The organism is Methylobacterium sp. E-025 (assembly GCF_022829705.1).
Taxonomy (GTDB): Bacteria; Pseudomonadota; Alphaproteobacteria; order Rhizobiales; family Beijerinckiaceae; genus Methylobacterium.
Window position 1 is genome coordinate 25,462 of sequence record NZ_JAKSYR010000187.1, and the last position, 26,765, is coordinate 52,226.

The following is a 26,765-nucleotide window of genomic DNA, read 5'->3' on the forward strand; positions in this document are numbered from 1 at the left end:
GTCCCCGGCGGGGCGCCGTCGAGCAGGAGGAGTGGGTCGCCATGAAGGGCATCGTCCTCGCCGGAGGGTCCGGGACCCGGCTTCACCCGGCGACGCTGGCCATCAACAAGCAGCTGCTCCCGATCTACGACAAGCCGATGATCTACTATCCGATCTCGGTGCTGATGCTGGCGGGCATCCGCGAGATCCTGATCATCTCCGCGCCCGAGCACCTCGGCAGCTATCAGCAGCTGCTCGGCACCGGCGAGCAGTTCGGCCTGCGCTTCTCCTATGCGGTGCAGCCCAAGCCCGAGGGGCTGGCCCAGGCCTTCATCATCGGGCGCGACTTCGTCGGAACCGACCCGGTCGCCCTGGTGCTGGGCGACAACCTGTTCTTCGGGGCCGGCCTCAAGAACCTGCTCGTCCGCGCGGCGATGCGCGAGCGCGGGGCGACCGTCTTCGCCTATCACGTCGACGGCCCCGAAGCCTACGGCGTCGTCACCCTGGACGGTCGCGGCCGGCCGCAAAAGCTCGTCGAGAAGCCGATCCGGCCCGAGAGCCACTGGGCCGTGACCGGGCTCTATCTCTACGACAACCGGGTGCTCGACATCGCAGCGGCGACGAGGCCTTCGGCCCGGGGCGAGCTGGAGATCACCAGCGTGAACCAGGCCTACCTGGAACGCGGCGACCTGCACGTGGAGCTGCTGCGGCGCGGCTATGCCTGGCTCGACACCGGCACGCACGACAGCCTTCTCGAAGCCGGCGAGTTCGTGCGGACGCTGCAACGGCGGCAGGGGCTTCAGGTCGCCTGCCTCGAGGAGATCGCCTATCGGCAGCGTTTCATCAGCCACGAGCAACTCGTCGCCCGCGGCGAGCTCTTCGCGAAGACGCCGTACGGCCAGAACCTGCTCCGCTTGGCGCGCGACAAGCAGCCGGCCAAGCCGATCCATCTCATGGTGAAGGCCCCGGGCCAGATCCTCCCGCGCGAACCGGCGCCCCATCACCGCGACATCCGCGTCGCGTGAGCAGCATCGCGCGCATGGAGCCGCGCGCGCGATCGCCGATGCCGTTCTTCAGCAAGCCCTGCAGATCGGATCGGTCTCATCGTCATCGAGACTGCCGAAACCCTTCCGATCCGGATCGAGTCGCCATGACCTACCACGTGTCTCCGAGCGTGCTGTCCCTGACGAAGCACGGCGATCGCAAGAGCCCGGTCCGCCCGGTGATCCTGTGCGGCGGCTCCGGCACGCGGCTGTGGCCGGCCTCGCGCGAGAGCATGCCGAAGCAGTTCTCGCGGCTGGTGAACCCGGATACCTCGACGTTCCAGGCCGCCGCGTTGCGCGTGGCCGATACGCCGGTCTTCGGCCGGCCGATCGTCCTGACCTACGCGGATGCCCGGTTCATCGTCGCCGAGCAGCTGGCACAATGCGGCGTCGCCGCCGACATCCTGCTCGAGCCGGAACGACGGGACTCGGCGGCGGCCGTCGCGGTCGCGGCCGTGCACGCGGCCCGCACGGACCCGCAGGCGGTCGTGCTCATCCTCGCCGCCGACCACGTCATCGGCGACACCGAGGGCTTCCGGCAGGCCGTGGCCGAAGCCGCCGAAGGCGCGCGACGGGGCATGATCATGACGCTCGGCATCGAGCCGACGCGCCCGGCGCGCGATTACGGCTACATCCGGCCCGGTGCGGGCCTGGAGGAGCTTCCCGGCCTGCACACCGTCGAGCGCTTCGTCGAGAAGCCGGACCTGGCCGGTGCCGAGCGTCTGATCGCGGAAGGCGCGCTCTGGAATTCCGGATACTTCCTGTTCCGGGCCGACACCATGATCGCCGAGCTCGAGGCGCACGTGCCCGAGGTGATCGGCGCCGCCCGGGCGGCCGTGGACGCGGCCACCACCGATCTCGACTTCGTCCGCCTCGACGCCGCCGCCTTCGCCGAGGCTCCGAAGATCTCGATCGACTACGCGGTGATGGAGCGCACGACGCGCGCCGGCGTGCTGCCGGTGTCGTTCCCGTGGTCGGACGTCGGCACCTGGGACGCGGTCTGGCAGGTGCTCGACCGCGATGAGCAGGGCAACGCCGTGCGGGGCCGGGTCGAGCTCGTCGCCACCTCGAACAGCCTGGTGCACAGCGAGGGCGAGGGGCTGACCACGGTGGTCGGCCTCGACGACGTGGTGGTGGTGGCCACCCCCGACGCGGTGCTGGTCGCCTCGAAGGCGCAGTCGGGCCGGGTCAAGGAACTGGTCGCCGGCCTGCGCAAGAAGGCCCACCCGGAGGCCGACGCGCACCGGCGGATGTACCGGCCCTGGGGCTGGTACCAGCGCATCGACATCGGCGAGCGCTTCCAGGTCAAGCGCATCATGGTGAAGGTCGGCGGGCGCCTGTCGCTGCAGAAGCATTTCCACCGCGCCGAGCACTGGGTGGTCGTCAAGGGCACGGCCGAGGTCACGCTGAACGAGCAGATCATCCTCGTGCATGAGAACGAAGGGGTCTACCTGCCGATCGGCGCGCTGCACCGCCTGACCAACCCCGGCAAGATCCCGCTCGAGCTGATCGAGGTCCAGGTCGGCTCCTATACCGGCGAGGACGACATCATCCGCGTCGAGGATGTCTACGGGCGGTAGCGTTATCGCCGGGCGTCTCGGCTGCGTGACGCCGCCAGCGGAGCGGCGACGACCGCACCACGCTCGCGATCAGGCTGCGAGACCGTGCCACCCCTTCCGACCGCCCGTGTGGAACCACGCCGCATCACAGGCAACGAGCACGGTCTTCTCCCCAAAAGAGCTACACGCTATTTGCCTACTGGAGCGATCGGCTTGTTCCAAATAGACCAATACACGCCCTGTCGTCCGACGATATTTAAGGACATCATTCTTTCACTTGTCGTCTTCGACGCCGTCGACGCGGCGTTGGCCTGGGTAACCTCACGAGAGGAGTCGGTACGATGCGCGTCGCCGTCATTGGATCAGGATATGTCGGTCTCGTCTCGGGCGCATGTTTCGCGGATTTCGGACACACCGTCGTCTGCGTCGATCGCGACGCCGACAAGATCTCCGCTCTGAGACGTGCCGTCCTGCCGATCTACGAGCCGCATCTGGACGGCATGGTCGCCAGCAATCTCGCGGACGAGCGCCTGAGCTTCTCGACGGATCTCGCGACGGCGGTGGCATCGGCCGAGGTAATCTTCATCGCGGTCGGAACGCCGGCGCGCGCCAGGGACGGCCAAGCCGATCTGAGTTTCGTCTTCGATGCCGTCCGGGAAGTCGCCGTGGCGCTGAGCGGCTACGCCGTCATCGTGGTGAAGTCGACCGTGCCGGTCGGGACCGGCGACGAGGTCGAGCGCATCGTCCGGGAGCTGCGGCCGCAGCTCGATTTCGCCGTCGTCTCGAATCCGGAGTTCCTGCGGGAGGGGGCGGCGATCAACGATTTCAAGCGGCCGGACCGTATCGTCGTCGGCGCCGAAGACGAGCGCGCGCGGGCGGTGATGGAGGAGCTGTACCGGCCGCTGTTCCTCAACAAGGCTCCGATCCTGTTCATGGGCCGGCGCAGCTCGGAGATGACGAAGTACGCGGCCAATGCCTTCCTCGCCACGAAGATCGCCTTCATCAACGAGGTCGCGGACCTCTGCGAGCAGGCCGGCGCGGATGTCCAGGACGTCGCGCACGGCATCGGCCTCGACAAGAGGATCGGCGCCAAGTTCCTGCATGCCGGGCCCGGCTTCGGCGGCTCCTGCTTCCCGAAGGACACCCAGGCGATGATCGCCATGGCGCAGGCGCACGGGGCGCCCATGCGCATCGTCGAGACCGCGGCCGCCTCGAACGATCATCGCAAGCGCATCATCGCCCGAAAGGTCATCGCGGCCTGCGGCGGCGTGCGCGGGCGGACGATCGCGATCCTGGGGCTGACCTTCAAGCCGAATACCGACGACATGCGCGAATCGCCGGCGATCTCGATCATCACGGCGCTGCAGGATGCCGGCGCGCGGATCCGTGCCTACGATCCCGAAGGAATGGATCAGGCCCGCGCGATGATCGCCAACGTCTCGTACTGCCTCGACGCGTACGATTGCGTGGTCGATGCGGATGCCGTCGTGATCGTCACCGAATGGGACGTGTTCCGTGCGCTCGATCTCGATCGCCTCCGCGGCGCGATGGCCCGGCCCATCCTCGTCGACCTGCGGAACGTTTACGGGCCCGAGCGGGTCGAGAAGGCGGGCTTCCGCTACGTCGGCGTCGGGAAGGGCGATGCCGACGCCGGCAAGCCGAATCGCGTGATCCCGCTGGCGCTTGCGGGGTGACGGCACGGCCCCGGTCGCGCGTCACGCGACCGGGGCGTCTCACGTCCGGTCGTTCCTCGTCGTGACCGAGCGGGCAACCATCCCTTCCGCTGTTCCGGCGCCCCGAGACGATCCCGATCGTTCTTCCGAAATAACGGACCGAAGGCTGTGCGAACGGCGCAGCTGCGCGGCCGTCAGTGCGATGGCCCGCTCGCGTTCTCGTCCGGAGCCGCTGCGCTGCGCACCATCGTCATGGCCTCGTTCCGTCGCCGCAGCTCGGTCGGCGACAGGCCGGTCCAGCGCCGAAACGCGACGACGACCGCGCTCGCCTCGCGATAACCCAGCAGCCACGCGATCTCCGTGATCGGCAAACCCTTGATCCGGATGTAGTAGTTGGCGAGCTCGGACCGCAGCTCGTCCAGGACCCCGCTGAAGGTCTTGCCCTCCTCGCGAAGCCGGCGCGACAGGGTGCGGGTGCTCATCCCGAGGTCGCGCCCGATGTCGGCCATGGTCGCCGTCCGGTTCGAGAGCCGCGGCGCCATCGCCTTCTTGACGTCGGACCAGAGGAACTTCGGCTCCGCCTGCGCCGCCTCGGCCGCATGCTCGAACTGACGGACGAGCGACCCGTGGAGGTAGGGGTCGAAGCTCGGCAGGCGCGCATTCGCGATGTCGACCGCGAATGCGATCCGGTTCTCCGATGCGCCGAAGTGGACCGGTGCGGCGAACGAGGTCTCGGTGTCTTCGGCGGTCTCGGGATGGACGTGGACGAAGCTCACGCCGAGCGGCGTCGCCGGCGTGAACGACGTCACCAGTCGATAGAGCGAGAGCATCAGGAATTCCGAAAGATGCCGGCTGGGGGCCAAGCCGACGTCGAGGGGGCGCACGGCCACCGTGAGGGCGACGTCGGATTGGCGATACGAGGCGTCGAGCCCGGCATCCTGCGTGCGCACGTAGCGCTCGAAGCAGCTCAGCGCCTCGCCGACCGTTTCCGACGACGCCATCAGGTAGAAGAACAGGCCCAACCGGCGCAGCTCGTAATCCTGGGCGATGTGCAGGCCGAGCGACCGGTCCTGGAGCACGTCGGCCGCGGTATCGAGAAAGACGCCCTGCTTCTCGGCCGCGTCGCCGCGCACCGGCATATCCGCATCCGCGCCGACGAGGCCGGCCTGACGAAGCAGCGGATCGGGCTCCAACCCGGCCAGGACGAGCCGTTCGACCGCGAGCGCGACGGCCGTGCCGCTCAGGGACGGATCTTGTGGCAGCGCTGCGCCGAGGTCCGTCATGCGACCGCTTCACGGATCGGGTTCAGGAGGGGAACGAGAGCGGATCCGGCCGCCGAAAAGTTCGTGGCCGGGATCGCTCGAGATCGCCGAGGCGCGACGTCGCAAATATCTGGCGCGAAAAGACAAGACAGCGAGTCCATGGCGGGCGTATCCAATGGTCAAGCCGGCTACATCGAGCGTCCGCGCAATCGCGAACGCAATACGGTTTCTCTCAGTATTGAGAGAAACTTAGACGTCGCTCGGCCTGCACGTCAACGAGAACCCTCAGCTGATCGGGAGCGCAATGGTGGCGTCACAGACCTTTGGGATTACTTCAACCAGCATGCCTGCAGGCGCCATCGTGGTGCCGGTCGGCGTGGACATCCAATCCGTCGTCGACTCCGCGCCCGCGGGATCGACCTTCTGGATCGAGGCCGGCGAGCATCGCATGCAGTCGGTCACGCCCAAGGACAACGACCACTTCATCGGTCAGGAAGGTGCGATTCTCAACGGTTCGCACCAGATCACGGATTTCACCAAGGAAGGCGCGAATTGGGTCGCGAGCGACCAGACCCAGGAGGGCATGCGTCTTTCGACCGACAAGGGCATTCCCGGTGCCGAGCGTGCGGGCTATCCCGAGACGTTCTTCATCGACGACAAACCGCTCTCGCCCGTCGATTCGCTCAGCAAGGTCGCGCCGGGCAAGTTCTACTTCGACTACGCCGCCAACAAGATCTACTTCCAGGACGATCCCGCCGGCCACAAGGTCGAGGCCGGCGTGAGCCCGTTCGCCTTCGCGGGCGGAGCCAAGGGCGTGACCGTCGAGAACCTGGTCATCGAGAAGTACGACCCGCCGGTGCAGCACGCGGCCGTGGGATGGGACCCGTCGGCCCAGGGATGGGTGGTCCAAAACAACGAGATCCGGCTGAACTACGCCCTCGGTGCCTACGTTGGAACGGACGGCAAGATCGTCGGCAACAACATCCACGACAACGGCCAGATGGGTCTTGGCGCGAATGGCACCGACATTCTCGTCCAAGGCAACGAGATCGGCCACAACGGATATTTCGCCGGCATCGATCCCGGCTTCGAGGGCGGCGGCAGCAAGTTCGCCCAGACGACCAACCTTCAGGTCTTGGGCAATTATGCCCACGACAACAACGGCTACGGCCTCTGGACCGATATCGACAACATCCACACGCTCTACGATGGCAACACCGTCGTCAACAATCTCGCCGGCGGCATCAGCCACGAGATCAGCTACGACGCCACGATCCGCAACAACGTCGTGACGGGGAACGGCAGCCCGACGGCGCCCTGGCTGTGGGACGGTCAGATCCAAATCCAGAACTCGAAGAACGTCGAGGTCTACGGCAACCATGTCGACGCGACGACCGGCGGCAACGGAATCACCTTGATTCAGCAGGACCGCGGATCGGGCGCGTACGGCCCGCACACGACCACCGGCAACGCGGTCCGTGACAACGTGATCGTCGACGGCACGCCGGGCGCCGGCGTCTCCGGCTCGGTCGCCGACTTCGACGAGGCCGGATTGCGCAACGGCGGAAACAGCTTCGCCAACAACGCGTACCACTACGCCGACCCCTCGGGGCAGCACTTCTCCTGGGTGAACACCGGCTACGATTTCAGCGGCTTCCAAACGACCGCCGGCGAGGATGCCGGTGCGACGATCTCGACGCAGATCCCGGTGGCGCAGACCGTGCCCGTCGGGTTCACGCCCGCCCCCGAGACGCCGGCACCAAGCGAGCCGGGATCCCAGACGCCTCCCGTCGCGGCCGACCCCGCCCTGCCCGCGACCACCACCCCGGCGGCACCGGAGCATGCGGGATCCGCCGATCCGGCCTCGACGCCCGTCGTCTCCACCCCCGTCGCGACGGAGCCAGCGTCGCCGGCGACCGCGCAGCCGGCGGCTCCCGAGCAGACGGGCTCCACGGCTCCGGCGCCCGTGACCGCGCAGCCCGTCGCGGGGACCGGCGATGGGACGCCCCCCGTCCCGGCGGCCCCGGACGAAACATCCGCGACGGGGAGTGCGCCGCACACCGACCCGCACGACCCCGGTCGTGGCTTGGCGCACTGCCACGGGGGCACGGAGGCACAGGGCGGCGGCGCGACGCCGACGAGCCCCGTCTCGGCATCGAGCGACGCGCACCCGTCCTGGGCCGATCTGCTGGCCGACCATGGCGTCGACCCGTCCGTCGCCAGCGCCATCTCGGCTCGCCTGGACGGCCATGTCGATTGGCAGGCCGTGGCCGGCAACGCGCTGCAGCACTACGCCGGACTGGCCGAGCAGCACTGGGCGAATCACGCCGGGGCCGAGACCGCGACGCCGATCGACCACTTCTACCACGCCTCTGCGGGCGGCCATTGGGGCTGACGCCGTCGAGACGAACACGACGGGGGGCCGGTCATCGGATCGGCCCTCCCCGGCGACGCGCGCTGCATTTCCAGCGACCAAACGCCTGACCGCCCTCTCGCTCCGCTCGGGCAGAGGGGCACGGCGACGGGCGGCGCACAGCGCACCCGGCATCAAGGTCGCTCCGATCCGCGGGGCGATGGCGGCTGGCGCCGCCGGTCCCGCATACCCGAAATCCTCCTCCATCGACTGCAAGGACGGTGATGTGGTGTTCGTGAAACCGCAGCCTGCACATCCCCGCGCGGCGTCCCGGCTGCCGGCCGGGGGCTCCGAGATCGCCTCCGCGATCGTCGTCGCCCGCCGCGCCCTGGTCGGGCTCGCCGTGATCAGCGGCCTCGTGAACATCCTGTGCCTGACAGGATCGTTCTTCATGCTCGAGGTCTACGATCGGGTGATTCCGAGCCGCAGCATCGCGACGCTGGTGGGTCTGTGCCTGCTGGCGCTGACCCTGTTCGTGTTCCAGGGGGCCTTGGAGGTGTTGCGCGCGCGTGCGCTGGTTCGCGTCGGCGCCATGCTGGACGAGTCGCTCGGCGTCCGCGTCTTCGAGACCACCATCCGGGCTCCGCTGGTCGGGCGCATGCTCGACGACGGGCTGCTGCCGGTGCGCGATCTAGATTCCCTGCGCAGCTTCCTCAGCGGCCCGGCGCCGGGGGCATTGTTCGACCTCCCCTGGATGCCGCTCTACCTCCTGATCTGCTTCCTGTTCCATCCGCTGATCGGCCTCGCCGCCCTGTCGGGAGCCGGCGTGCTGGTGGCCCTGACCATCGTCACGGACCGCCTGACCCGGCGGCCGATGCAACGGGCGACGGAACACGCGGCCAGCCGCGGCAGCCTGGCCCAAGCCGGGCAGCGCAACGCCGAAGTGCTCGCCGCCATGGGCATGCGCGACACCTTCATCCGTCGCTGGTCCGGCGCCAACCGCCGCTTCCTCGATGGGCAGCAGGTCGTCGCCGACATCGCCACCGGCCTCGGCTCCGCATCCAAGGTCTTCCGGCTCGCGCTCCAATCCGGCGTCCTGGCGCTCGGCGCCTGCCTCGTCATCTCGGGCGAAGCCTCCTCGGGCATCATCATCGCGAGCTCGATCCTGGTTTCGCGGGCGCTGGCGCCGGCGGAACTGGCGATCGCGAATTGGCGCAGCTTCGTCGCGGCCCGGCAGAGCTGGCGCCGGCTCGACGTGCTCCTGACCGCTTTGCCCGCGATGCCGACGCCGCTGCAGCTGCCGGCGCCGCACCGGACCTTGAGCCTGCAGGCCGTCAGCGTCGCGCCCCCTCAGATCCAGCGGCTGGTCCTGTCCGACATCAGCCTCGACCTGGAGGCGGGCACCTCGCTCGGCATCGTCGGGCCGAGCGCGTCCGGCAAGTCCTCGCTGGTGAGGGCGATCGTCGGCGTCTGGTCGCCGGTCAGGGGCAGCGTCCGCATCGATGGCGCCTCCCTCGACCAGTGGTCGAATTCGGCGCTCGGGCGCCACATCGGCTACCTGCCGCAGGAGGTCGAGCTCTTCGAGGGGACCATCGCCGAGAACATCGCCCGGTTCGACCCGAACGCGTCGGCGGACGCCGTGATCGAAGCGGCGCAGGCCGCCGGCTTCCACGACACCATCGTGCAGATGCCGGGCGGCTACGACGGCCCGATCGGCGAGCGCGGCGTCCGCCTGTCGGCGGGCCAGCGTCAGAGGGTCGGCCTGGCGCGGGCGCTCTACGGCAACCCGTTCCTCGTCGTGCTCGATGAGCCCAATGCCAATCTCGACGTGGCCGGCGAGACCGCGCTCGCGGCTGCATTGCACGGGGTTCGCGCGCGCGGCGGCATCTCGATCGTCGTCGCGCACCGTCCCAACGTGCTGGCGACCGTCGATCTCATTCTCGCTCTCGCGGACGGGCGCATCGCCGAGTTCGGTCCACGCGACGAGGTTCTCGGCCGGCTCCTTCGCCCGACCGCCGTCCCGACGACCGCTCCGCCGGCGAAGGTGCCCGCCCGGACCGACGCGCCGAGGCCGGCCTTCGCCGCCGCACAGCAACGGTTCCGCGCATGATTCGGACTGTCCCAGGCCTAGCCCGCTCGCTCGAGCCGCGCCTTGGCCTCGCGCTGTCCCGTGCGCGCGCCGGCATCGGGCCGGCGGCCGGACGCCTGCGCGCCCTGGCCGAGGTTTTCGTCCCGGCGCCGGGCGCCCATGGAAGCCCGAGCTACGATTCGCTGCTGCGTCAGCTGCGAGCCGCCGCGATCCTGTCCGGGATCCTCGTGTTCGGCATCGGTGGTTGGGCCTGCCTGACGTCGTTCTCGGGCGCGGTGATCGCGCCCGGGCAGGTCGTCGTCGAATCGGAGCTGAAGAAGGTCCAGCACCCGGTGGGCGGGGTCGTCGGCGCATTGAACGTCCGCGAGGGCGATCGCGTGCGATCCGGGCAGGTGCTGGTGCGGCTCGACGACACCCAGATCCGGGCCAACCTCGACATCGTCGTCAAGTCGCTCGACGAGACGACGGCGCGCCGTGCGCGCGACGAGGCGGAACAGCGTGGCGCCGACGCGCTGACCTTCCCGGCCGAGTTCCTCGAGCGCGCGAAGACCGACCCGACGGTGGCGAACCTGATCGCCGGAGAAACCGCCTTCTTCACCATCCGGCGCGCGACCCGCGGCGGCCAGAAAGCACAGCTCAACGAGCGGGTCGCCCAGCTCAACCACGAGATCACCGGCCTGAACGACCAGTCGCGGGCGAAGGAGGGTGAGATCGCGCTGATCCAGAACGAGCTTCAGGGATTGCGCGAGCTTCGTCAGAAGAACCTGATCCCCGTCTCGCGGGTGACGGCGCTGGAGCGCGAGGCGACCCGCCTCGACGGCGAGCGCGGCCAGCTCCTGGCGGCGATCGCGCAGGCGAAGGGCAAGATCAGCGAGACGGAGCTGCAGATCCTCCAGATCGACCAGGACATGCGCGCCGAGGTCGCAAAGGAACTCGCCGATATCCGTGCCAAGACCTCCGAGTACGTGGAAAAGCGTGTCGTCGCCGAGGACGCGCTGCGTCACATCGATCTGCGCGCGCCGCAGGACGGCATCGTCCACCAGATGAGCGTGCACACCATCGGCGGCCTCGTCACGCCGAGCGAGCCGGCGATGCTGATCGTGCCGCAAGCCGACGCGCTCGCCGTCGACGTGAAGATCCGCCCGGAGGACATCGACCACATCCATGTCGGACAGCAGACCGTGCTCCGATTCACCGCCTTCGATCAGCGCACCACCCCCGAGATCAACGGCGTCGTCGACCGACTCTCGCCCGATGTGACGAAGGACGCCAAGTCGGGCATGAACGTCTACACCGCCCGGATCGCGATCGGCGAAGAGGAGAGCAGGCGGCTCGGGAAGGCGAAGCTGCGCCCGGGCATGCCGGTCGAGAGCTTCATCAAGACGACGGAGCGCACCGTCATCTCCTTCCTGACGAAACCGCTCGCGGATCAGGTCGCCAAGGCTTGGCGCGAGAACTGAGCGCGCCCGGCCTAGGCTACGCGGATAGACCCATCGGCGGGCAGAAGAATCGGCGCGACCTGGCCGTGGCTGCCATTCGCCGCCCCTTCGAGATCGGAGGGCTCGCAGTCGGCGAGATGGTTGAGGGCCCAGATGGCGGCCTGGGTCCTGTTCTGAACGTGGGTCTTGCGGAGAATGGCCTTGACGTGAACCTTGACCGTGGCTTCGGCGATGTCGAGGTTTTGTGCGATGATTTTGTTGGACTCGCCCTGGACGAGGCATCGGAGAATGGCGAGTTCCCGAGAAGACAGATTGCAGTAGCGCGGCGCCTGCTCCGGCTTGCCGGGCTGATCGCCGTCCGGAAGAGGCGCATGTGCGGGCGTCGCCTCTCGACACTCGCCGGAACAGGCCGCGGACAGGGCGGCCGCGGGAAGCACGCGCTCTCCCAGCATCACCAGCTCGAGCGATCTGACGAAGGCGTCGGCGCCGATCGACCGCAACAGGACGCCGTCGGCGCCGGATTTCAGCAGGTCGACGCTCGCATCCGAATGATCGCCCTGGATCAGGCACACGATACGGCAATCCGGATACCGGGCCTTCAGCGCGCCGATGGTCGCGGTCGAGGGCGCGTCCACTCCCTCCATCGCCAGGATGGCCAGGCGCGGCGCCTTGTGCCCGGTCGAGGATGCCAGCAGAGCGGTGAGCGTGTCGGTCTTGGCGACGACCTGCAATCGCGTTCGAGCCAGGATGTGTTCCATCCCCTCTCGAAACAGGCTGTTCGGCTCGACCAGGGCCGTCTCGACGATCTCGTCCGTCCGACGGCGATTCACCGGCCGCGGCACGGAGGACCGCGCGCTTTTACGCTTCTCTACAGCCATGAGAGCCTGCCTAAGACAGTTTTGACATGTGGCCGTCGAATATAATCAAATCGGTCCTCTTCCATATGTCTCAAAAGGCCAGCTTGGTCCTCCCAAAGTACTATGCGCCCTGCAGCGCAGGCGGCGGCATCCGGATGCCGACGTCGATCCGCGTGCGATCTCGAGCACGTCCTGTGCCGAGCGTTTCGATCCTTCGAATCGAGGAAGCCCATAACCGTTGTCGAAACACTAGTTGGGGCGCCTTGGTCGACCATCATAAGTTACATTCCCGCCGCAAACGTTGTGCCAGATGCTCAGCCCTCGCTCTTCGGGGGATGCAAAAACTGCGACAACTGTTTTCTCATCCGCGATGTAGAGCCCTAATCGGATCGCGGCGGCTCCATTTTAGAATTGACTTATCCTCCAGGATTTCCATTCTCTTGCTTTATAGATGCCCAGTCTTTCAAATTCGCGAGGCGATGATGTCCGAAGGGCTACGACTCAGCCGAATCAGAGCGCCAGCAGCTGCGTCGGCGCAGCGCAGGCTCAAGATCACCGACCAGCATCCAAGCCGGTCGATAGCGACGCTGATCATCGGACCGTCAGGATTTTACAGCGAAGGACTGCGCAGCATTCTCGAAGATCATCAATATCGGAACATCATTCAATTACCACATCTCGATTGCTCGAATCATCTGCAGGATACCAGCCCGAAGCTTATCATCTTCACGGATGCAGCGCACGGCACCGAGCTGGCGGAGATCTTTTCGGCGTTGCGGTCCAGAAATTCGGCGGCGCGTATCGTCGTGCTCGTGGATGAGAACGATCCCGATCGCTATGCGGACGCGATGAGCATCCCGGCGCACGCCTTCCTGAGCGCCGGCATCAGCCCTTCCGCGTTGATCACGGCACTGGATGTCGTCTTCGGCGACGGCGGCGTCCTGTCGATCAACTTCGCCAAGTACTTGGCGTCGCGTCGCACGCCGTACGAGCCCAAGCCCCTGAAGGCGGCGCCGACGGAACAGCGCCTGTTCCTGTCCGGCAGGGAAGCGGACATTCTCAGATGCCTCACGGACGGCATCTCCAACAAGCACATCGCCCGCCAGTTCGGCATCGCGGAGTCGACGGTGAAGATTCACGTGAAGAGCATTCTGCGCAAGATCAACGTGCAGAACCGGACCCAGGCGGCGATCTGGGCCCTGGGCCACGCTTCCCGCCCCGAACAGGCCGAACGGGTCGGTGCCAAGCCCGACCCGTCGCTCGCCGACGCTCACTGAGGGAGAAAGGCGCCCGCTTCAGCGGGCACCCGACCCGGCGATCATCGCCGGCACCGTGGCGAGCAGGATGTAGAAGTCGAGCCAGATCGACCAGTTGCGGATGTAGAACGTGTCCTGGCTCTGCTGCACGGCCAGGTCGCCATCACTGCGCGACGACACCTGCCAGAGCCCCGTGAGGCCCGGCGGGACGCTGCGCCGCAAAGCCTGGAAGCGGCGATCGAAACCGTCGGTGTGGTACGAAGGAAACGGCCGCGGCCCGACGAGGCTGAGCTCGCCCCGTATGACGTTCCAGAATTGCGGCAGCTCGTCGAGGCTCGCCCGCCGAATGAACTGGCCGATCCAGGGCAGGATCCTCGGATCGTGCCTCAGCTTGAAGAACCGCAGCCACTCGCTCTCGGCCTGCGGGTCGGCAGCGAGATGGTCCTTCAGTCGCTGCTCGGCATCGACGTACATGCTGCGAAGCTTGAGCACGCCGATCGGCCTGCCGTTTCGTCCGACCCGCTGCTGCACGTAGAAGGCGGGCCCCGGATCGGCCCTCTTGATCAGCAGCGCGAGGAGAGCGACGACCGGTGCGATCAGAACGATGAGCGGCCAGGTCAGGACGAGATCCGCCAAGCGCTTCAGGCCGAGATTGCGCGGCCTGTAGAGATCCCGGCGGATCTCGAACCCGAAGGTGCTGCCGAGCAGCCTGGTCTGCATCCACAGGCTCTGAAGATCCTGCGATTGCTGGGCCACGACGACCCGCGGGAACGGCAGCGGGCCGGTCTCCGCCATGTCGCTCGCCGCGAAATCGGCGGAGGAGCAGAAGATCGCGACCTCGACGGACGATCGGTCCTGCACCTCCTCGATCGCGCCCAGGATCGGCAGGAGGGCGACGGCCTGCCCGGCCTGCGTCGCGTCGGTTCTCCGGGCGCTATCGACGAGGAAGCCGATCGGGTTAAAGCCGAGCTCCGGCTGCGCCAGCAAGGTCGTTGCCAAGCCGGTGGCGCACGCGTCGGTGCCGACGATCACGGTCCGCGCCCCCCAAACCCCCTTCCGGATCAGGAAGCCTCGGACGGCGACCTCCGCGTAGAAGCCGAGGGTGACTAGGAGCAGCGTCGTCACGGTCAGGCTCATCGCGGACCCTGCGGTGAGGCCGTATCCGCTCAGGAAGACCAGGGAACTCAGAGCCAGCGCGAGCACGCTGTAGGTCCGCAGGCGAAGGCGCTCGGCAGGGCTCGGGCCGTACCCGCCGTAGAGCCCCGACAGGGCGAAGATCGCGCAGGCGAGGATCGGGAGAACGATCACGTCCGAGATGCCGGCGGCATCGGCGAAGATGCTCTGCCGTGTCAGAAGCATGCCGCCGGCCACGGCCATGGCCGCCGCCGCGGCGTCCGCGGACACGAGAGCGAGCGCCACGCCGAGGCAGCGCGCCAGCGCGTCGGTCCTGCGCAGAGGTCGGCCGCTTCCCCGCAGCGTGACGAGGGGCGAGGCGGCGGCGGATTTGAGGTCGGACGTCGGGAGTGTCGTGGCCATTGAGCGCGATCTCGGTCTCGGAGAGGGGATCGACGGCAGCGCGACGAACCGGGCGGCTCGCCCGGTCCAGGGCGCATGCCGATGCGGCGTGGCCGCGTGGGCATCGGGATCGATGCCCACGCGCGTTCCTCGCTACTCGGCGGCGACCGCCGGGATCGGGGCCTGCAGGCTGCTCTGAGCTTCGAGCTCGCCGGAGATCCAGCGGTAGGTCGGGACGAGCCCCTCCGCGAGGAGGATGCGAGGCTCCCAGCCGAGGACCTCCCGGAGCAGGCTGTTGTCGCTGTTGCGGCCGCGGACGCCCTGCGGGCGCGACGTGTCGTGACGCTTGGACAGCCGCTTCCCGGCGATCGACGAGACGAGATCGACGAGCCCGTCGACCGAGATCAGCTCGTCGGTTCCGAGATTGAGGGGCTTGTCGTAACCGGATCCCATGATCCGGTAGATGCCCTCGACACAATCGTCGACATGCATGAACGACCGGGTCTGGAGGCCGTCGCCCCAGATTTCGATCTCACCGCCGTCCTGGCTGAGCGCCACCTTGCGGCAGATCGCGGCCGGCGCCTTCTCGCGTCCGCCGTCATAGGTGCCGAGCGGTCCGTAGACGTTGTGGAAGCGGACAACGCGCGTCGCGAAACCATAGTCCTCGGTGAAATATTGGCACATCTTCTCCATGTACAGCTTCTCAAGCCCGTAGCCCTCCTCGGGATCGGCAGGAAACGCGTCGGCTTCCTTCAGCGGGGTCACATCGGGCTGAAGCTGCAGGTACTGCGGGTAGATGCAGGCCGACGACGAGAAGAGGAATCTTTCGACGCCGAAGTCACGAGCGGCGTCGATCATGCCGACGTTGATCTTGGTGTTGTTCAGCGTGATGCCCGCGTGGGACGAGGTGATGTAGCCGATGCCGCCCATGTCGGCGGCGAGGTGGTAGACGTCGTGGATGCCCTTGACCGCGGCTCGGCAGGCGTCGGGATCCCGCAAGTCGCGGACCTCGAATTCGTCGGCTTGCGACGTTTCGTATTCGGGCATCTTGATGTCGACGCCGCGAACCCAATAGCCCTTCGCTTTCAAGAATGTAACCAGATGGTGCCCGATGAATCCTCCGGCCCCGGTCACAAGCACACGTCGGCTCGACATTGTCTTTTCTCCCAGCGAATGCAACGCCGAAGAGTATGTTTAACGATACGTTAATATCCATCTCTAACAGGTATTACTCCCTCTCGCCGTCCTGGATTGCTGGTACGGCAAGCGAAGATGCGCACCGCGTTGCTTGGCTTGCTATGGACGGTTTCCATGATTCATCGGGTCAGCGCGTCGCCGGACGACACCCGCGTGCGGCGACATCATCGCAGCATGGCTGCGGGCATGGTTCGGAAGTCCGAGGTGGACCAGGGCGCAGTAGCCAGGAGGGCTAGTACGAAGCGAACGCTTCTTGCTGCTTGGACGCTGCGATACAGTATCGGCAGGGAGTGTCGATCGCTCCCGTCGCGTGTCGCCGCTGCTCCGTCCGTGCTCGAGCTCGCAGCATGAACGGACGCGTTCCTGCCTGTCGATCATCCTCGTCGTTCGAAGACATCACGACGCCGACCTCGGTTCGAGCCGCCCCGGACCTCGGTCGCGGGGGTCCTGACGCGGCATCGTGCCAGACCGTTCGACGGAGACGTCGAGCCGACAGGACGCCGGTCACCGCGTCCCGCACGGGTTCCAGCCATGCCGCCAGCATCCGATCCGTCCGCCTCCGCCGTCGGCGATCCCCCAGCGCTTCGCACCGGGCTTTCGAGGCAGACATGGCGATCGAGGATCGAGACGACCTGGATCAAAGCGCGCTCGACCGGTGCCGGATATCCTCTGATCGATCAGGCGATCGTCAGCTTGGGGACCTTCGTCCTCAACATCATGCTCGCGCGCCATCTTCCACCATCGGAGTATGGGCACGTTTCGATCCTGTTCGGCGTGCTGTTCCTGTTGCAGGTCGTCAACACGACGCTGGTCTTCTATCCGATGACAGTCAGATGCAGCGTCGCGCTCCCGGACAAGAGCAGGGCGCTGATCCATACGAGCTTGTTGATCCTCGTACCGCTCAGCATCCCGCTCTGCATCGGCCTCGCGGTCGTGAACCTCGCCAACGGACGTGCGGACCTGGCCCTGGCCGCCATCGCCTACTTCCTGTGCTGGCAGTTCCAGGAGTATTGCCGCCGCGCCCTGTTCGCCGAATTGCGGTTTCGAGACGCCATCCTCGGTGACGCGATCAGCTACCTCGGCCAAACCTCGGTGGTCGTATCGCTGTTCTGGTACGTCGAATCCCTGTCCATGTCCGCGATCTTCTGGGTGATGGCGCTAACGTCGGCCGTCGCGGCTTGCGTTCAGGCGCGCCAAGCGCGGTTGACCATGCCGAATGCAGCGGGGCTCGCCGGGACCTGGCAGGATTTCTGGCACATCGGGCGGTATTCGCTCACCAGCAACGTGCTCGGCATCACGCGCTTTCAGATCTTGAGCTGGACGCTCGCCCTCGCCTACGGTGCCGGCTCGACGGCGTCGTATCAGGCGGCGCTCAACGTCCTGAACGTCGCAAACCCGGTCCTGTTCGCGCTGCTCAACCTGATCCCGCAACTCGCGGCGCGGGCGCACCTGTCCGGGAGATCCAGCGCCTGGAACGCGGCACGCAACTGCGCCCTCCTGGGTGCGCCCGTCATCTTCGCCTTGTACTGCAGCGCACTGATCGAGCCGCGGCTCATCCTGTCGGCGTTCTACGGTGCCGGCTCACCCTATCTCGACCTCACCGGCCCTGTGAGGGTGCTCGTCCTCGCGTTCATGGCGGGTTACGCGACCGAGGCGGTGTGCTCGTTCCTGCACGGGATCGATGCCCCGCGAACCGCTGTCGTGATCAACGGCATCGGCGTGGCGATATCGATCGTCGTCGGCCTCCCGCTGATCATCCTCTACGGCGTGATGGGTGCGGCCGCGGCGACGCTGATCTCGGCAATCGCGCGCCTGGTCGCCAGCCACATGATCCTGAAGAGGATGCTCGTCGAGGACCGTGTCGGACAGGTCATCTGACGAGACACGGGCCCCTGCCGAAGCCGGCCGAGCCGCCCCATGGGCGGTCGCGAGCTTGACGCTTGCCGCGACCGGCACCGTGTCCGGCGCTCCTTGGCAACCCCGCCGCTCGCCGACGCGGTGTTGCATTGGTGCCGGCGGGGGACGCCCTTCCCGGCGGGACGCCTTCTCTCGTCCGCAGGCACCGCAGCAAGCGAGGATCGGCGCTTCCTATCCGTCGGCAAGGGTCAGACGGGGAGACGCTTCAGCTCAACGCCGTCCTCGTCGCGGATCACCAGCTCCCAGGTCTCGCTGGAAGGCGGCATCTCACCGCTCGCCCGCATCTCCTCGATCCCAGCCTCCGCCTGCTCGATCGCCTGATCGAGGCTGTCGGCTTCCACGCCGGCTTCGTCCCGGATCGCGATGTGGCTGCTCTCAAGATCGAAGCGAAAGCGTTGCGGCAAACCGACCTCCCGAGTTTCAAATTTTTTGGCCCCAGGCTCGTTACCGAGTCGTAAACAGCCGACTTTGCCGCGTTGCGCATCAGGACGGCTTAACCATGTCGCCATCCGCATTTGCACAAGAGCGCATCCGACAGCGGCCTACGTATTTTGATGAAATTTTTGCCCGCAAGTTGGCGTATCTATTGTTGCCTGCGCCGAACGGCTTAGGCCGTAGTCGTCGCGACCTGTCTCCATATGAGGACGTGAAAATCGTGCCCACTGAAGCCACACCGCAGGATGGGCCTCGGTCAGAGGCCGACGACATCAGATGCAGACAGGTTCGAGAGCACGTTCGGGCCGTGCTTCGCAGGCTCGTTGAGTATCGCATTCGAACGGACCCGACCAAATAGGGAGAGACGGCTTCCGCGCGCGCCGGAGGCATGAATTCTGATTTGCCGAACGCGATGAGCTAGACAGATGACCACTCTGGTACGACGCGCAATACTTACCGCAGAACGCGGAAGCGATGGAGTTGGGCTTTGGGAGTACCGCTCGACCGGATCGACGGGCTTTCCCGGGCCGATCGAGAAGACCGGCCATGGCTCGCGGACCGGGGTACTCTGCCGAGGCGACGCGTCGACCTCGTCCGCGACGCAGGCGGGAAAGCACGGGTGGCCCTCACCGGGACGTGGGCGCCCGGCGCGACTCAGCGCGATCGGAAGGGGCTTCACATCGCCGATCGCGAGCGTGATCCGCTCGCGAACTCCTCCGGTCCCGACGTGACCCGGCAAACCTGAAGCGAGATCGCGCCCGGCGTGACAGTCGCGGTGACGCTCGACATCCCTCCCCGCCTCGAGCTTCGGCCTTTCGCATAGAGCGACCGCATGGCTCGAGCCCGAACAGCGGAACGCCGGAGGACGGCTCACACCGCGCTGTCCTGCACGCGCGAGGAGGTCGGTTTCCGTGATGGGGCAATGGCGGAAGCGTCGCCACACCGTCCGTCCGCATGCGTCGCCGAGCCACCCTTCGCCTTCACCCGAGCTCATCCTCCGACCAGCCGAACCAAGCGGCTCCGTGCCATCCGCTCGCCCCGCCTTCGCCGCGCGACCAAGAATGAGTTTTCAGCTTCCGAGTCTGTCGGGAACATCGATCGCGAAGACGGAACCGCTGATTTGCCGATGCAACCCACGTCGAACATCCATGGGCGCCGAGCGTTGACGAGAAAATCTCAGGCGAAGGACCATCCACGATGGATGCAAGCAACATGAGACGCGCCCTATCGATCCTTTGCCTGACGCCGCTGTTCGGATCCGCGGTGAGCGCACAGCCGATTGATCAGCCTGTCGCGCGGCCCGCCCCGATCTACGCCTCGGCAGGCTGGCCGGAGCCGGGCATCATCGACCTGCGACCGCTGCAGCGTCCGTGCTGGAACGGCAGCCGATGGTACGGTCCCTACGGCTACATCTGCTATCGGACACGGACGACACGGCAGGGATTCCCTGTCGATGTCGCCCGAAACGGATACTGACGTTTCGGGCCGGAATCGGTTCCGGCCGCCCTCGTCTTCCTCGAGAGCGTGGTCGGTGGCCTCACCAACCGAACGGCGGGGGGGTCGGCCCGCGATAGGCTTGCGCCGGAAGGTCCGTCGACAGGGCGTCGCGTCGACTGGGGGGCGGTTGCGTCGCCGGGGCGCTCGAGGATGGCCGTGCCGGCCCAGGATCGGTGAGGTAGCGCGGCTGATCGAGCGCCTCGGATCCGGCAGCGCCCGGCCTCGGCACCACCGGGCGACCGGAATCGACAGCATAGTCCGCGGTGCGCCGATCCGGCGGGATGCTCACGAGGGTCCGGCTGCCATTGACGGTGACGAGCGGGCGGGCGACCGCGGGCGGCGTCATCGTGGCGACGGGGTCCGGCGTGCTGGAAACCTGCATCTTCTCCGGCGCCCGTGCTGGGCGTGCGCGTCGCGGCGCCCGGGCGATCCGTTCGGGAAGAGCCGCGCCCAGGCGCAGGCGGGACAAGTCGCGGATCAGGGATTCGGACGAGCCGCGGCTGCAATGATGGACCCTGAGCGACGCGGAGATGCGGCCCGGCATCTCCGACGTGTCGCCCAATCCGATGCCGTGCAGATCCTCGATCCACTGCCACGCGAACGCGCAGCGCCCGTTCAGCGCCACGCCCACCGGGCCATAGGCGTTGCGCGCCGGCTCACGCGACACGCGGTACGGCCCGTCGGGCAGCTGGGCGAGTTCGGCGGCGATTCCGAGCCGCGTCGGCTTGGCCATGCCGGAAATGCCCGAGCCGGCGGTCCCCAAGCTCAGGTCGGCCCGGCTGCTGCCATCGCGGCCGAAGACGATCTTCTGATGCAGGGCGCCACGGCGGCGGGACTCGTCGACGAGAACGGCCGACCCGGCATCGGGGAGCGACACGAGCGGCACGCGCTGGGGCGATCCTTCGCCGGAGGCGTAGGCCGTCGCCACGAACGCGACCCGCCCGCGCGCCTCCTGCGCGGTGTTGCAGGCCGCCAGAAGACCGGTCAACAGCAGGATGCTGCCGGAGCGGCGCAGAGGCCGGCCGACACCGGGGAATGAGAACGGGATCATCGGTCCAGTCCCGTGCTGCGCGAATCGGTGCGAGATCTGTCGGACGCGGTGTCGAAGGGACCGAACCGATCGCCGTCGTGCGCCTCGGCGGTGCGGGATGGGTCCCCCTGCGTCAGGTTCGGGGCATCCGCATGGGCCAGCGTGCCGGCGGGCGGCAGCGGCAGCGCAGCCTGCGATGTCGGACGGTCCATGCCGTTCCAGGCCGGCAGCAGGGTGAAGCCGTAGCGTTCGTAGGGCATCGCCGGGACACCGGGCACGCGACGAGCAATCAAAGGTTGTAGCGCCTTGGCGTCGCGCAGAAAGTCCGCTTCGCGGCCACGTTCGGACGGCTCGGGGAAGCGGAACGGATTCTCGGCGGCGACCGGCAAAGGAAACTCGCCGCGCCGCACGGGCAACGCCCGGCCGAGGACCGCCGCCGGGACCGGCTTGGGGACGCGAACCTGAGCGGCGGCGGCTGCCCGCGCGGCCGGCGGGTCGCGGACGGGGTCGCAGGGTCCCGATGCCTGGGCGTCGGGCGCCGGCAAGACCAGATCCACCACCGTCGGGAACAGGCCATCGTAGCGGTTCACCACCTCGAGGAACTCGCGGGTCTTCTTCAGGCGGCTCAGGGTGAGCGCGTAGCCCAGAACGGCGGCTTCCTGGGGCTTCCATGCGCTCGCACGCTGGAACCAGTCCGCGGCGGCCTCGAACTGGCAGGCGTTGTAGGCGTACCAGCCCAACGCCTGCGCACCCTCGCCGGAGGTCGTCATCAGAACGAGCTTGGCGAAGCGGTCGAGGCGCGCGGGATCGACGGCCGCGACCGGTGGCCGTGTCAGCCGGCGTCCCATCATGTCGAGGTAGAGCGCCGCGTTGGTCACGGACGGGCCACGCCACGCATAGGCGACTTCCTCGGCTTCGCGCTCCTGCCCCAGCTCGCGAAGCGAGAGGGCGAGGCCGGTCGCGATCCGCGCATCGCCCCCGCGGGCGATGGCGGCCTTGAACCAGTCGAGCGCCTCGCGGAACTGGCGGCGGTGATAGGCATACCATCCGAGCAGGCTGAGCTCGGCGGGGTCCGCCGCCTTGCGCACGGCGTCGCTCAGCGCAGCGAGGTCCGCCGGTTCGATCTTCCCGGCCGGCTCCTCGTGCAGCACGGCCGCGATCCGTGCCCGCGTGACGTCGGGGCGAATCGCCTGGAACTCGCTGCTCCCGTCGGCGGCGGAATGGCCCATGGCGAGCAGCGGCTCGACCTGTGCCATCGGCAGGTTGGCCATCGCCTTCTGGATGGTGGCGAGCCGCAGGGCGGTGTCGGTTTGACCGGTCAGGATGGTGCGGTAGGCGTTGACGGCCTGGGCTGTGTAGCCGGTGCGCGCGTAGGCCTCGGCGACGGTCCAGGCGATGTCGATGTCGAGGTTGCGCAGCGTGTCCGGTGCGGCGTCGACGCGGGCGCGGATCCGGTCCCAATCACCCTTCGCCTCAGCGGCCTTGACCTCGCTGCGCAGGGTCCCGCGGTTGAGCTTGCGCGCGAGGTCGTCCGAGGGACGCCATTCGGGATCGGCCGCCTGCCGCGCGGCGATCGCCGCGCGCACCTCGTTGACCCGTCCCGCGGTGAAGAGGTCCCAGAGCGGAGCCTCCTCCGGGGGGCTCGGCTTCAGCGTGTCGAGGTCGGTCGGCACGGTCCAGTTGGGATAGCGCCGCCGCAGGCGGGCGATCTCGGTCTGCACCCGCTCGTTCTGGCGCTGCGCGGCGTAGTAGCGAAGCCCACTCTCGTCGACGATCTCCGACGACGGTGCGCTGGTCGCGCCGAGGATCACTGGCGCGCGCCGGTCGTCGCGCAGGACGGTGCTCGCCGCGTCCGGCGCGCCCTGTGCCCGCGCCTGGGTCGCCGTTCCCGCCACATCGAGGCTCAGGCCCGCCAGCAGCGACAGGGCTGCGCCGCCTCGTCTCAACGCCCGAGACATGAGCGATACCTCGTGTTGGCGGCGGCGAGCGCCAGGAGATGGAGGGTGGCGGGATAGTAGTTCTCGGAGACGGCCGGCTCGGCGAAGCTCGGCGGCAGCGCGGCACCGGTCCCGGCGCAGGCGGCCAGGGCGGCTACGGCCGCGTAGCCGGGCTCCTGAAGCTGGCCCACCGTCTGGTCGCTGTTGATGTCGAGGATCGGCATGCCCGCGGAACCGGATGCGGACCAGAGCTTCACGAAGGGTTCGTAGGCCTTTCGATCTTCGTATCCCGCCATCGCGAGATAGAGCGGCACACGGACCGCGTTGTAGGAGAAGGTCGCCGGAAAGCCCTCCGCCGGCTTCGGCACGCCGCCGCGCATCGCGATCCATTCGGTCGGCAGCCTCGACGTGCCGAAGCGGGCGCGCGTCATCAGGTCGAGCCCGACGGTATTCAGGCGTCCCCAATCGAACTCCGGTGCGAGCGCGGCGAGCCGCGGAAAGGCCGGGAACACCCAGTACGACAGGTTCACGACCGGGCCGTCCGCCCGGTCCTCGGCCGAGAAGCCTGCGATGGCCGGCAGGAGCAGGGGCCCGCCTTCCGCCTTGAACAGGACGGTGCGCCGCGCGACGTCGACGGCGATGCGGCGGCCCGCGAGGCGGTACCCCTCGTCCGACCAAGCCTCAGCGGCTTCGGCCAGGGCCCAGGCGACGAGGATGTCGCCATCGGTGGCATCGTTGACGTCGGCCACGCCCGGCCGCTTGTCCGGCTCCCAGCGCCAGGCGAGCAACGCGTCGGGACGGACCATCAGGTTGGCTCGGGTCCAGCCCCAGATGCGCTGGAAGGCGTCGCGGTCTCCGGCCGCGACGGCCAGCAGCATGCCGTAGCCCTGGCCCTCGCTGTGGCTGATGCGGCCGTTGCCGGTATCGACCACGCGGCCCTCGGGCGTGACGAAGCGGCTCCGGTAGCTGCGCCAGGCACCGATATCGCCGATCGCGTTGAACATCGTCGGCGGTCCAGCCGGGCGGGACGATGCCTCACCGACGCCGTCCGGCGGCGCGGGCGCCTGCGCCGCCGCCGGCAGCGCGAGGAGAGGAACCAGGAGAAGGGCGGCGAGGCGCCGGCGCAAGGGGCTCATCGGTCGGACTCCCGGTCGTCCCCGTCGGCGTCCCGCCGCGCGTCGGGGATCGGCTGGCTCCTGCGGCCGACTCCGCGGAGCATCGCCTGCGTGCTGAGGCCGAGAAGGACGGCCGCCGCGAGCAGGGTGAGGACGAAGGTGTTGGGATTGGTCGAGAACCACCCCGCCAGCACGAGGCGCGTGTTCTCGAAGGTCCGCGGAACGGTCTCCACGATCTGGCCCTGGCGCGCGGCGAAGGTGGTCAGGGCGCCGTCGTTGGCGTCGAGGGCGGCGACGCGTCCCTCGAGCTGGTTCCACACGACGGGAGCGCTCAGGCAGATGGCGGATGCTTGAAGGGCGGCACCGTTGGGTGCGGTGAAGACGGTGATCGCCGTGTCAGGATCGTGGCCCGCCATGCCCTGGCCGACGACGAGGGATGCTCCGATGCCGATCGTCACCGGATCCTCGCGCACCTGATCCGTGAGCCACCCCGTCGCCGCGGCCATGGTCTCGGTTGCCGCGCTGCCGAGCCTGCCCGTCGCGTTCGACAGCATGTCGCCGACGGAGTCGCGGTTGCGCACCGCGGTGCTCCAGGACGAGACGAGATCGCGGGTCTCGCCGTCGCTGTCCGCGTCCCGGGCGCGGCGCGGCATCACGAGAGCGGTCCGCGAGGCGGACGCCGGCAGGGCGCAGGCCGGCGGCACGTCGTTGCGGAGACGGTCGAGGCTGAGGCCCGGGGTCGCATCGGGCTGGGCGGGCGCTGGCAGCGCCGTCGCCCGCGTCTCCCAGATCCGCCGGATCTGCTCGGGGTCGAGCCCGACCGCGCGCAGCACCTCCGGATCGAGGGCGCGGGCTGGCGCCACGACCACCGTCGGCGCCCTGCGCAGAAGCGCGTTCTCGTTTCCGATCTCGAAGTCGATGGGGCGACCTGCGGCGAGCGCGAGACGGACCGCGATGGTGGCGGCGGCCGACATCGATTCGCGGTCCGGCGTCGGCACCACCAGCCGCGGCCGTTGCGCGGTCCGAAGGTAGGGCAATCCACCGCTGGCGGTCGCCGCGAGTTCCGGCAGGCGCAGCGCGCGTGCGAGGGGGGGAAGCGTCAACGTCGTGTCGTTGAGGAACAGGAAGCGCTTCGCCTCGACCCCGCTGTCCTCGCAGGTCCGGTCGGCCCGCGACGGCAGCCGCGCCGTGATCTCGATACGGTTCCGGCCGGGTCGCCAGCGGCCGAGCGGCAGCGGCATCGCCAAGCTGCGGAAGACCTCGCCCTCGGCGCGGGGGAGCGTGTCGCTCGCGACGTTGCGCCCGTTGACGTCGACGATGACCTGCGCGCCGGTCTCGAGGCCGGCCGCATAGCCGCCCGCCATCGACAGGATGGCCTTGCCGTAGTCGGCCGGGATGAAGTCGACGGGGAGGGTCACGTCGAAGCCCGTCCGGAACAATCGCCCGGAGAACTCGCGATTCTGCACGCCGAAGCGGGACAGGGGCACCGTGGTGCCGCCGCCGAGCTCCAAGCCGCGGGCGAGCGCGAGCTGGCGCAGGCCCTGCGGGCTGCCTTCGGCGACGCGCGAGGCGGAGGCGGTGAGCACCCCACCGGCGGATTCGATCTCGGCGGCTCCGCTGCCGGGCACGATCAGGGTCGCGGCCCGCTCCGCGTTGGCCGGGAGGAAGACGAGAGCCTGCCCCGTCGCGGCCTGGGCCGCATCGATACCGGGCAGATCCCGCAATTCGTCGGCCGAGCCGATGACCAGGTTGAGGCCCGCAGGCCCCTGGAGCGGTGCCCCGAACTCGACGGAGACGTGGGCGTAGCGGCCCGCGAGCGCGACGCGCTGCACCAGGGCGATGATCTTCTCGAAGGTCGAGAACCCCGGCTTGCTCCGGAGCACCACGCGCAGCGGCACGAGGCCGCGCGCATCCGGTGCCACAGCGGGCAGGTCGCGCAGGGACCGCACGGTTTCGACGCCCGCCGGCATCACGAGACCGGTCCAGGACGGGTCGATTTGGGTCCACAACTCGTAGGTTGCGGCCAGCGAGCAATCCACACGGTGACGCTGGACCGCCGAGATCGCGATCGCATTGTACCCGGCCTTGAGCACGCCCGCGGGGATGTCGAACTCGATCACCTTGACGGCACCGGGCGCCTTGATCGGCGTACGGCCGAGGACGACGTCGTTGACCGCCGCGGTCAGGAACGAGGCTTCCGGGACCACCGAGATGGCGGCGAGGTAGCCGACGCGAAGCCGCAGCCGCTCGCGTGCCTGCTCGGCCGTGACGTAGACCGGCCATTGCAAGGCGTCCTCCTCGCCGCTGAGCCGCAGGCTCTCGCCGGTCGCGGGAAGCGGGCGCTGGGGCAGTGATACGGCGGCCTGCGACACGGGGACCGGCGTCCCGGCCTCCGGGCCGTCCGGCGACGGGCCCTCGGCCCGGCGCGGGGGGCGTGCCGCCTCGTCCGCTCCGGGAATCGTCAGGGCGTGCGGAGCCCCGCGACCGAGGAAGCTCTGCGCCCCGGCGCAGGGGGCCAGGAGCAGGCCGGTCGCCAGCACCATCGCGGCCCGGAGGCAGCGGAGCGAACGGACGGCGATCGCACGGGCGGGGGGGAGATCAATCTGAGCCAT

General features: G+C 68.3%; 16 protein-coding genes and 1 pseudogene. 8 read left to right on the plus strand and 9 right to left on the minus strand.

Going from position 1 to position 26,765, the window contains the following annotated elements; translation table 11 throughout:
* Nucleotides 1-41: 41 nt before the first annotated feature.
* The 3 genes and pseudogenes from rfbA to MKK64_RS26600 all read left to right on the plus strand — a co-directional run.
* Nucleotides 42-905, plus strand: a pseudogene (rfbA, locus tag MKK64_RS26590) (glucose-1-phosphate thymidylyltransferase RfbA); the annotation flags it as partial.
* Between the two features lie 224 nt (nucleotides 906-1,129).
* Nucleotides 1,130-2,602, plus strand: a complete 1,473-nt coding sequence (locus MKK64_RS26595) for a mannose-1-phosphate guanylyltransferase/mannose-6-phosphate isomerase (RefSeq protein ID WP_243938682.1) — start codon at nucleotides 1,130-1,132, stop codon at nucleotides 2,600-2,602.
* Between the two features lie 320 nt (nucleotides 2,603-2,922).
* A complete protein-coding gene (locus MKK64_RS26600) occupies nucleotides 2,923-4,275 on the plus strand; it encodes a UDP-glucose dehydrogenase family protein (RefSeq protein ID WP_243938684.1) in 1,353 nt (450 codons plus the stop codon).
* 173 nt (nucleotides 4,276-4,448) lie between these two features.
* Here MKK64_RS26600 and MKK64_RS26605 read toward each other — a convergent pair whose 3' ends face one another.
* Nucleotides 4,449-5,537 carry an AraC family transcriptional regulator gene (locus MKK64_RS26605; protein ID WP_243938687.1) on the minus strand — a complete coding sequence of 363 codons (1,089 nt, stop codon included), beginning with the start codon at nucleotides 5,535-5,537 and terminating at the stop codon, nucleotides 4,449-4,451.
* Nucleotides 5,538-5,859: 322 nt separating this feature from the next.
* On the opposite strand from MKK64_RS26605, the gene MKK64_RS26610 reads away from it, so the two are divergent.
* The 3 genes from MKK64_RS26610 (at nucleotide 5,860) to MKK64_RS26620 (ending at nucleotide 11,418) form a co-directional block, all read left to right on the plus strand.
* Nucleotides 5,860-7,911, plus strand: coding sequence for a right-handed parallel beta-helix repeat-containing protein (locus MKK64_RS26610; RefSeq protein WP_243938689.1), 2,052 nt, complete (start codon nucleotides 5,860-5,862; stop codon nucleotides 7,909-7,911).
* 253 nt (nucleotides 7,912-8,164) lie between these two features.
* Nucleotides 8,165-9,979: a type I secretion system permease/ATPase gene (locus tag MKK64_RS26615; RefSeq protein ID WP_243938741.1), complete on the plus strand. Its 1,815-nt coding sequence runs from the start codon at nucleotides 8,165-8,167 to the stop codon at nucleotides 9,977-9,979.
* Nucleotides 9,976-11,418 (plus strand): HlyD family type I secretion periplasmic adaptor subunit, encoded by a 1,443-nt coding sequence (locus MKK64_RS26620; RefSeq protein ID WP_243938691.1) that lies wholly within the window; start codon nucleotides 9,976-9,978, stop codon nucleotides 11,416-11,418. Before MKK64_RS26615 ends, MKK64_RS26620 begins: the two co-directional genes overlap by 4 nt.
* 11 nt (nucleotides 11,419-11,429) lie before the next feature.
* Here MKK64_RS26620 and MKK64_RS26625 read toward each other — a convergent pair whose 3' ends face one another.
* On the minus strand, nucleotides 11,430-12,275 hold the full coding sequence (locus tag MKK64_RS26625; protein ID WP_243938693.1) for a LuxR C-terminal-related transcriptional regulator: 846 nt from the start codon (nucleotides 12,273-12,275) through the stop codon (nucleotides 11,430-11,432).
* 458 nt (nucleotides 12,276-12,733) lie between these two features.
* Here MKK64_RS26625 and MKK64_RS26630 point away from each other — a divergent pair, with 458 nt between their 5' ends.
* On the plus strand, nucleotides 12,734-13,531 hold the full coding sequence (locus MKK64_RS26630; protein ID WP_243938695.1) for a response regulator transcription factor: 798 nt from the start codon (nucleotides 12,734-12,736) through the stop codon (nucleotides 13,529-13,531).
* Between the two features lie 18 nt (nucleotides 13,532-13,549).
* Here MKK64_RS26630 and MKK64_RS26635 read toward each other — a convergent pair whose 3' ends face one another.
* Together MKK64_RS26635 and MKK64_RS26640 are read right to left on the minus strand one after the other, a co-directional pair.
* On the minus strand, nucleotides 13,550-15,046 hold the full coding sequence (locus MKK64_RS26635) for an exopolysaccharide biosynthesis polyprenyl glycosylphosphotransferase (RefSeq protein WP_243938696.1): 1,497 nt from the start codon (nucleotides 15,044-15,046) through the stop codon (nucleotides 13,550-13,552).
* 132 nt (nucleotides 15,047-15,178) lie between these two features.
* Complete coding sequence (locus MKK64_RS26640) at nucleotides 15,179-16,180, minus strand: NAD-dependent epimerase/dehydratase family protein (RefSeq protein ID WP_147858481.1); 1,002 nt, start codon at nucleotides 16,178-16,180, stop codon at nucleotides 15,179-15,181.
* 573 nt (nucleotides 16,181-16,753) lie between these two features.
* Between MKK64_RS26640 and MKK64_RS26645 the strand changes: the two genes are divergently transcribed.
* Nucleotides 16,754-18,100 (plus strand): lipopolysaccharide biosynthesis protein, encoded by a 1,347-nt coding sequence (locus tag MKK64_RS26645; protein WP_243938698.1) that lies wholly within the window; start codon nucleotides 16,754-16,756, stop codon nucleotides 18,098-18,100.
* A gap of 227 nt (nucleotides 18,101-18,327) precedes the next feature.
* Here the strand turns inward: MKK64_RS26645 and MKK64_RS26650 are convergent, their stop codons facing one another.
* The 5 genes from MKK64_RS26650 to MKK64_RS26670 form a co-directional block, all read right to left on the minus strand.
* Nucleotides 18,328-18,654, minus strand: a complete 327-nt coding sequence (locus MKK64_RS26650) for a DUF6894 family protein (RefSeq protein WP_243938700.1) — start codon at nucleotides 18,652-18,654, stop codon at nucleotides 18,328-18,330.
* Nucleotides 18,655-20,111: 1,457 nt separating this feature from the next.
* Nucleotides 20,112-20,999: a cellulose biosynthesis protein BcsN gene (gene bcsN / locus MKK64_RS26655; RefSeq protein ID WP_243938702.1), complete on the minus strand. Its 888-nt coding sequence runs from the start codon at nucleotides 20,997-20,999 to the stop codon at nucleotides 20,112-20,114.
* Nucleotides 21,000-21,118: 119 nt separating this feature from the next.
* Complete coding sequence (locus tag MKK64_RS26660; protein WP_147840787.1) at nucleotides 21,119-23,059, minus strand: hypothetical protein; 1,941 nt, start codon at nucleotides 23,057-23,059, stop codon at nucleotides 21,119-21,121.
* A complete protein-coding gene (locus tag MKK64_RS26665) occupies nucleotides 23,044-24,174 on the minus strand; it encodes a glycosyl hydrolase family 8 (protein WP_243938704.1) in 1,131 nt (376 codons plus the stop codon). The genes MKK64_RS26660 and MKK64_RS26665 overlap by 16 nt, the downstream gene beginning before the upstream one ends.
* Entirely contained in the window at nucleotides 24,171-26,765 is a 2,595-nt protein-coding gene (locus tag MKK64_RS26670; protein WP_243938706.1) for a cellulose biosynthesis cyclic di-GMP-binding regulatory protein BcsB, read from the minus strand. Before MKK64_RS26670 ends, MKK64_RS26665 begins: the two co-directional genes overlap by 4 nt.

What these genes read in the sequence shown, in the direction of transcription:
- MKK64_RS26595 (WP_243938682.1), top strand. Translation starts at nt 1,130, where the DNA reads ATGACCTACCACGTGTCTCCGAGCGTGCTGTCCCTGACGAAGCACGGC.
- MKK64_RS26600 (WP_243938684.1), top strand. Translation starts at nt 2,923, where the DNA reads ATGCGCGTCGCCGTCATTGGATCAGGATATGTCGGTCTCGTCTCGGGC.
- MKK64_RS26605 (WP_243938687.1), bottom strand. Translation starts at nt 5,537, where the DNA reads ATGACGGACCTCGGCGCAGCGCTGCCACAAGATCCGTCCCTGAGCGGC.
- MKK64_RS26610 (WP_243938689.1), top strand. Translation starts at nt 5,860, where the DNA reads ATGCCTGCAGGCGCCATCGTGGTGCCGGTCGGCGTGGACATCCAATCC.
- MKK64_RS26620 (WP_243938691.1), top strand. Translation starts at nt 9,976, where the DNA reads ATGATTCGGACTGTCCCAGGCCTAGCCCGCTCGCTCGAGCCGCGCCTT.
- MKK64_RS26625 (WP_243938693.1), bottom strand. Translation starts at nt 12,275, where the DNA reads ATGGCTGTAGAGAAGCGTAAAAGCGCGCGGTCCTCCGTGCCGCGGCCG.
- MKK64_RS26630 (WP_243938695.1), top strand. Translation starts at nt 12,734, where the DNA reads ATGATGTCCGAAGGGCTACGACTCAGCCGAATCAGAGCGCCAGCAGCT.
- MKK64_RS26635 (WP_243938696.1), bottom strand. Translation starts at nt 15,046, where the DNA reads ATGGCCACGACACTCCCGACGTCCGACCTCAAATCCGCCGCCGCCTCG.
- MKK64_RS26640 (WP_147858481.1), bottom strand. Translation starts at nt 16,180, where the DNA reads ATGTCGAGCCGACGTGTGCTTGTGACCGGGGCCGGAGGATTCATCGGG.
- MKK64_RS26645 (WP_243938698.1), top strand. Translation starts at nt 16,754, where the DNA reads ATGCCGCCAGCATCCGATCCGTCCGCCTCCGCCGTCGGCGATCCCCCA.
- MKK64_RS26650 (WP_243938700.1), bottom strand. Translation starts at nt 18,654, where the DNA reads ATGCGGATGGCGACATGGTTAAGCCGTCCTGATGCGCAACGCGGCAAA.
- MKK64_RS26660 (WP_147840787.1), bottom strand. Translation starts at nt 23,059, where the DNA reads ATGTCTCGGGCGTTGAGACGAGGCGGCGCAGCCCTGTCGCTGCTGGCG.
- MKK64_RS26665 (WP_243938704.1), bottom strand. Translation starts at nt 24,174, where the DNA reads ATGAGCCCCTTGCGCCGGCGCCTCGCCGCCCTTCTCCTGGTTCCTCTC.
- MKK64_RS26670 (WP_243938706.1), bottom strand. Translation starts at nt 26,765, where the DNA reads ATGGCTCAGATTGATCTCCCCCCCGCCCGTGCGATCGCCGTCCGTTCG.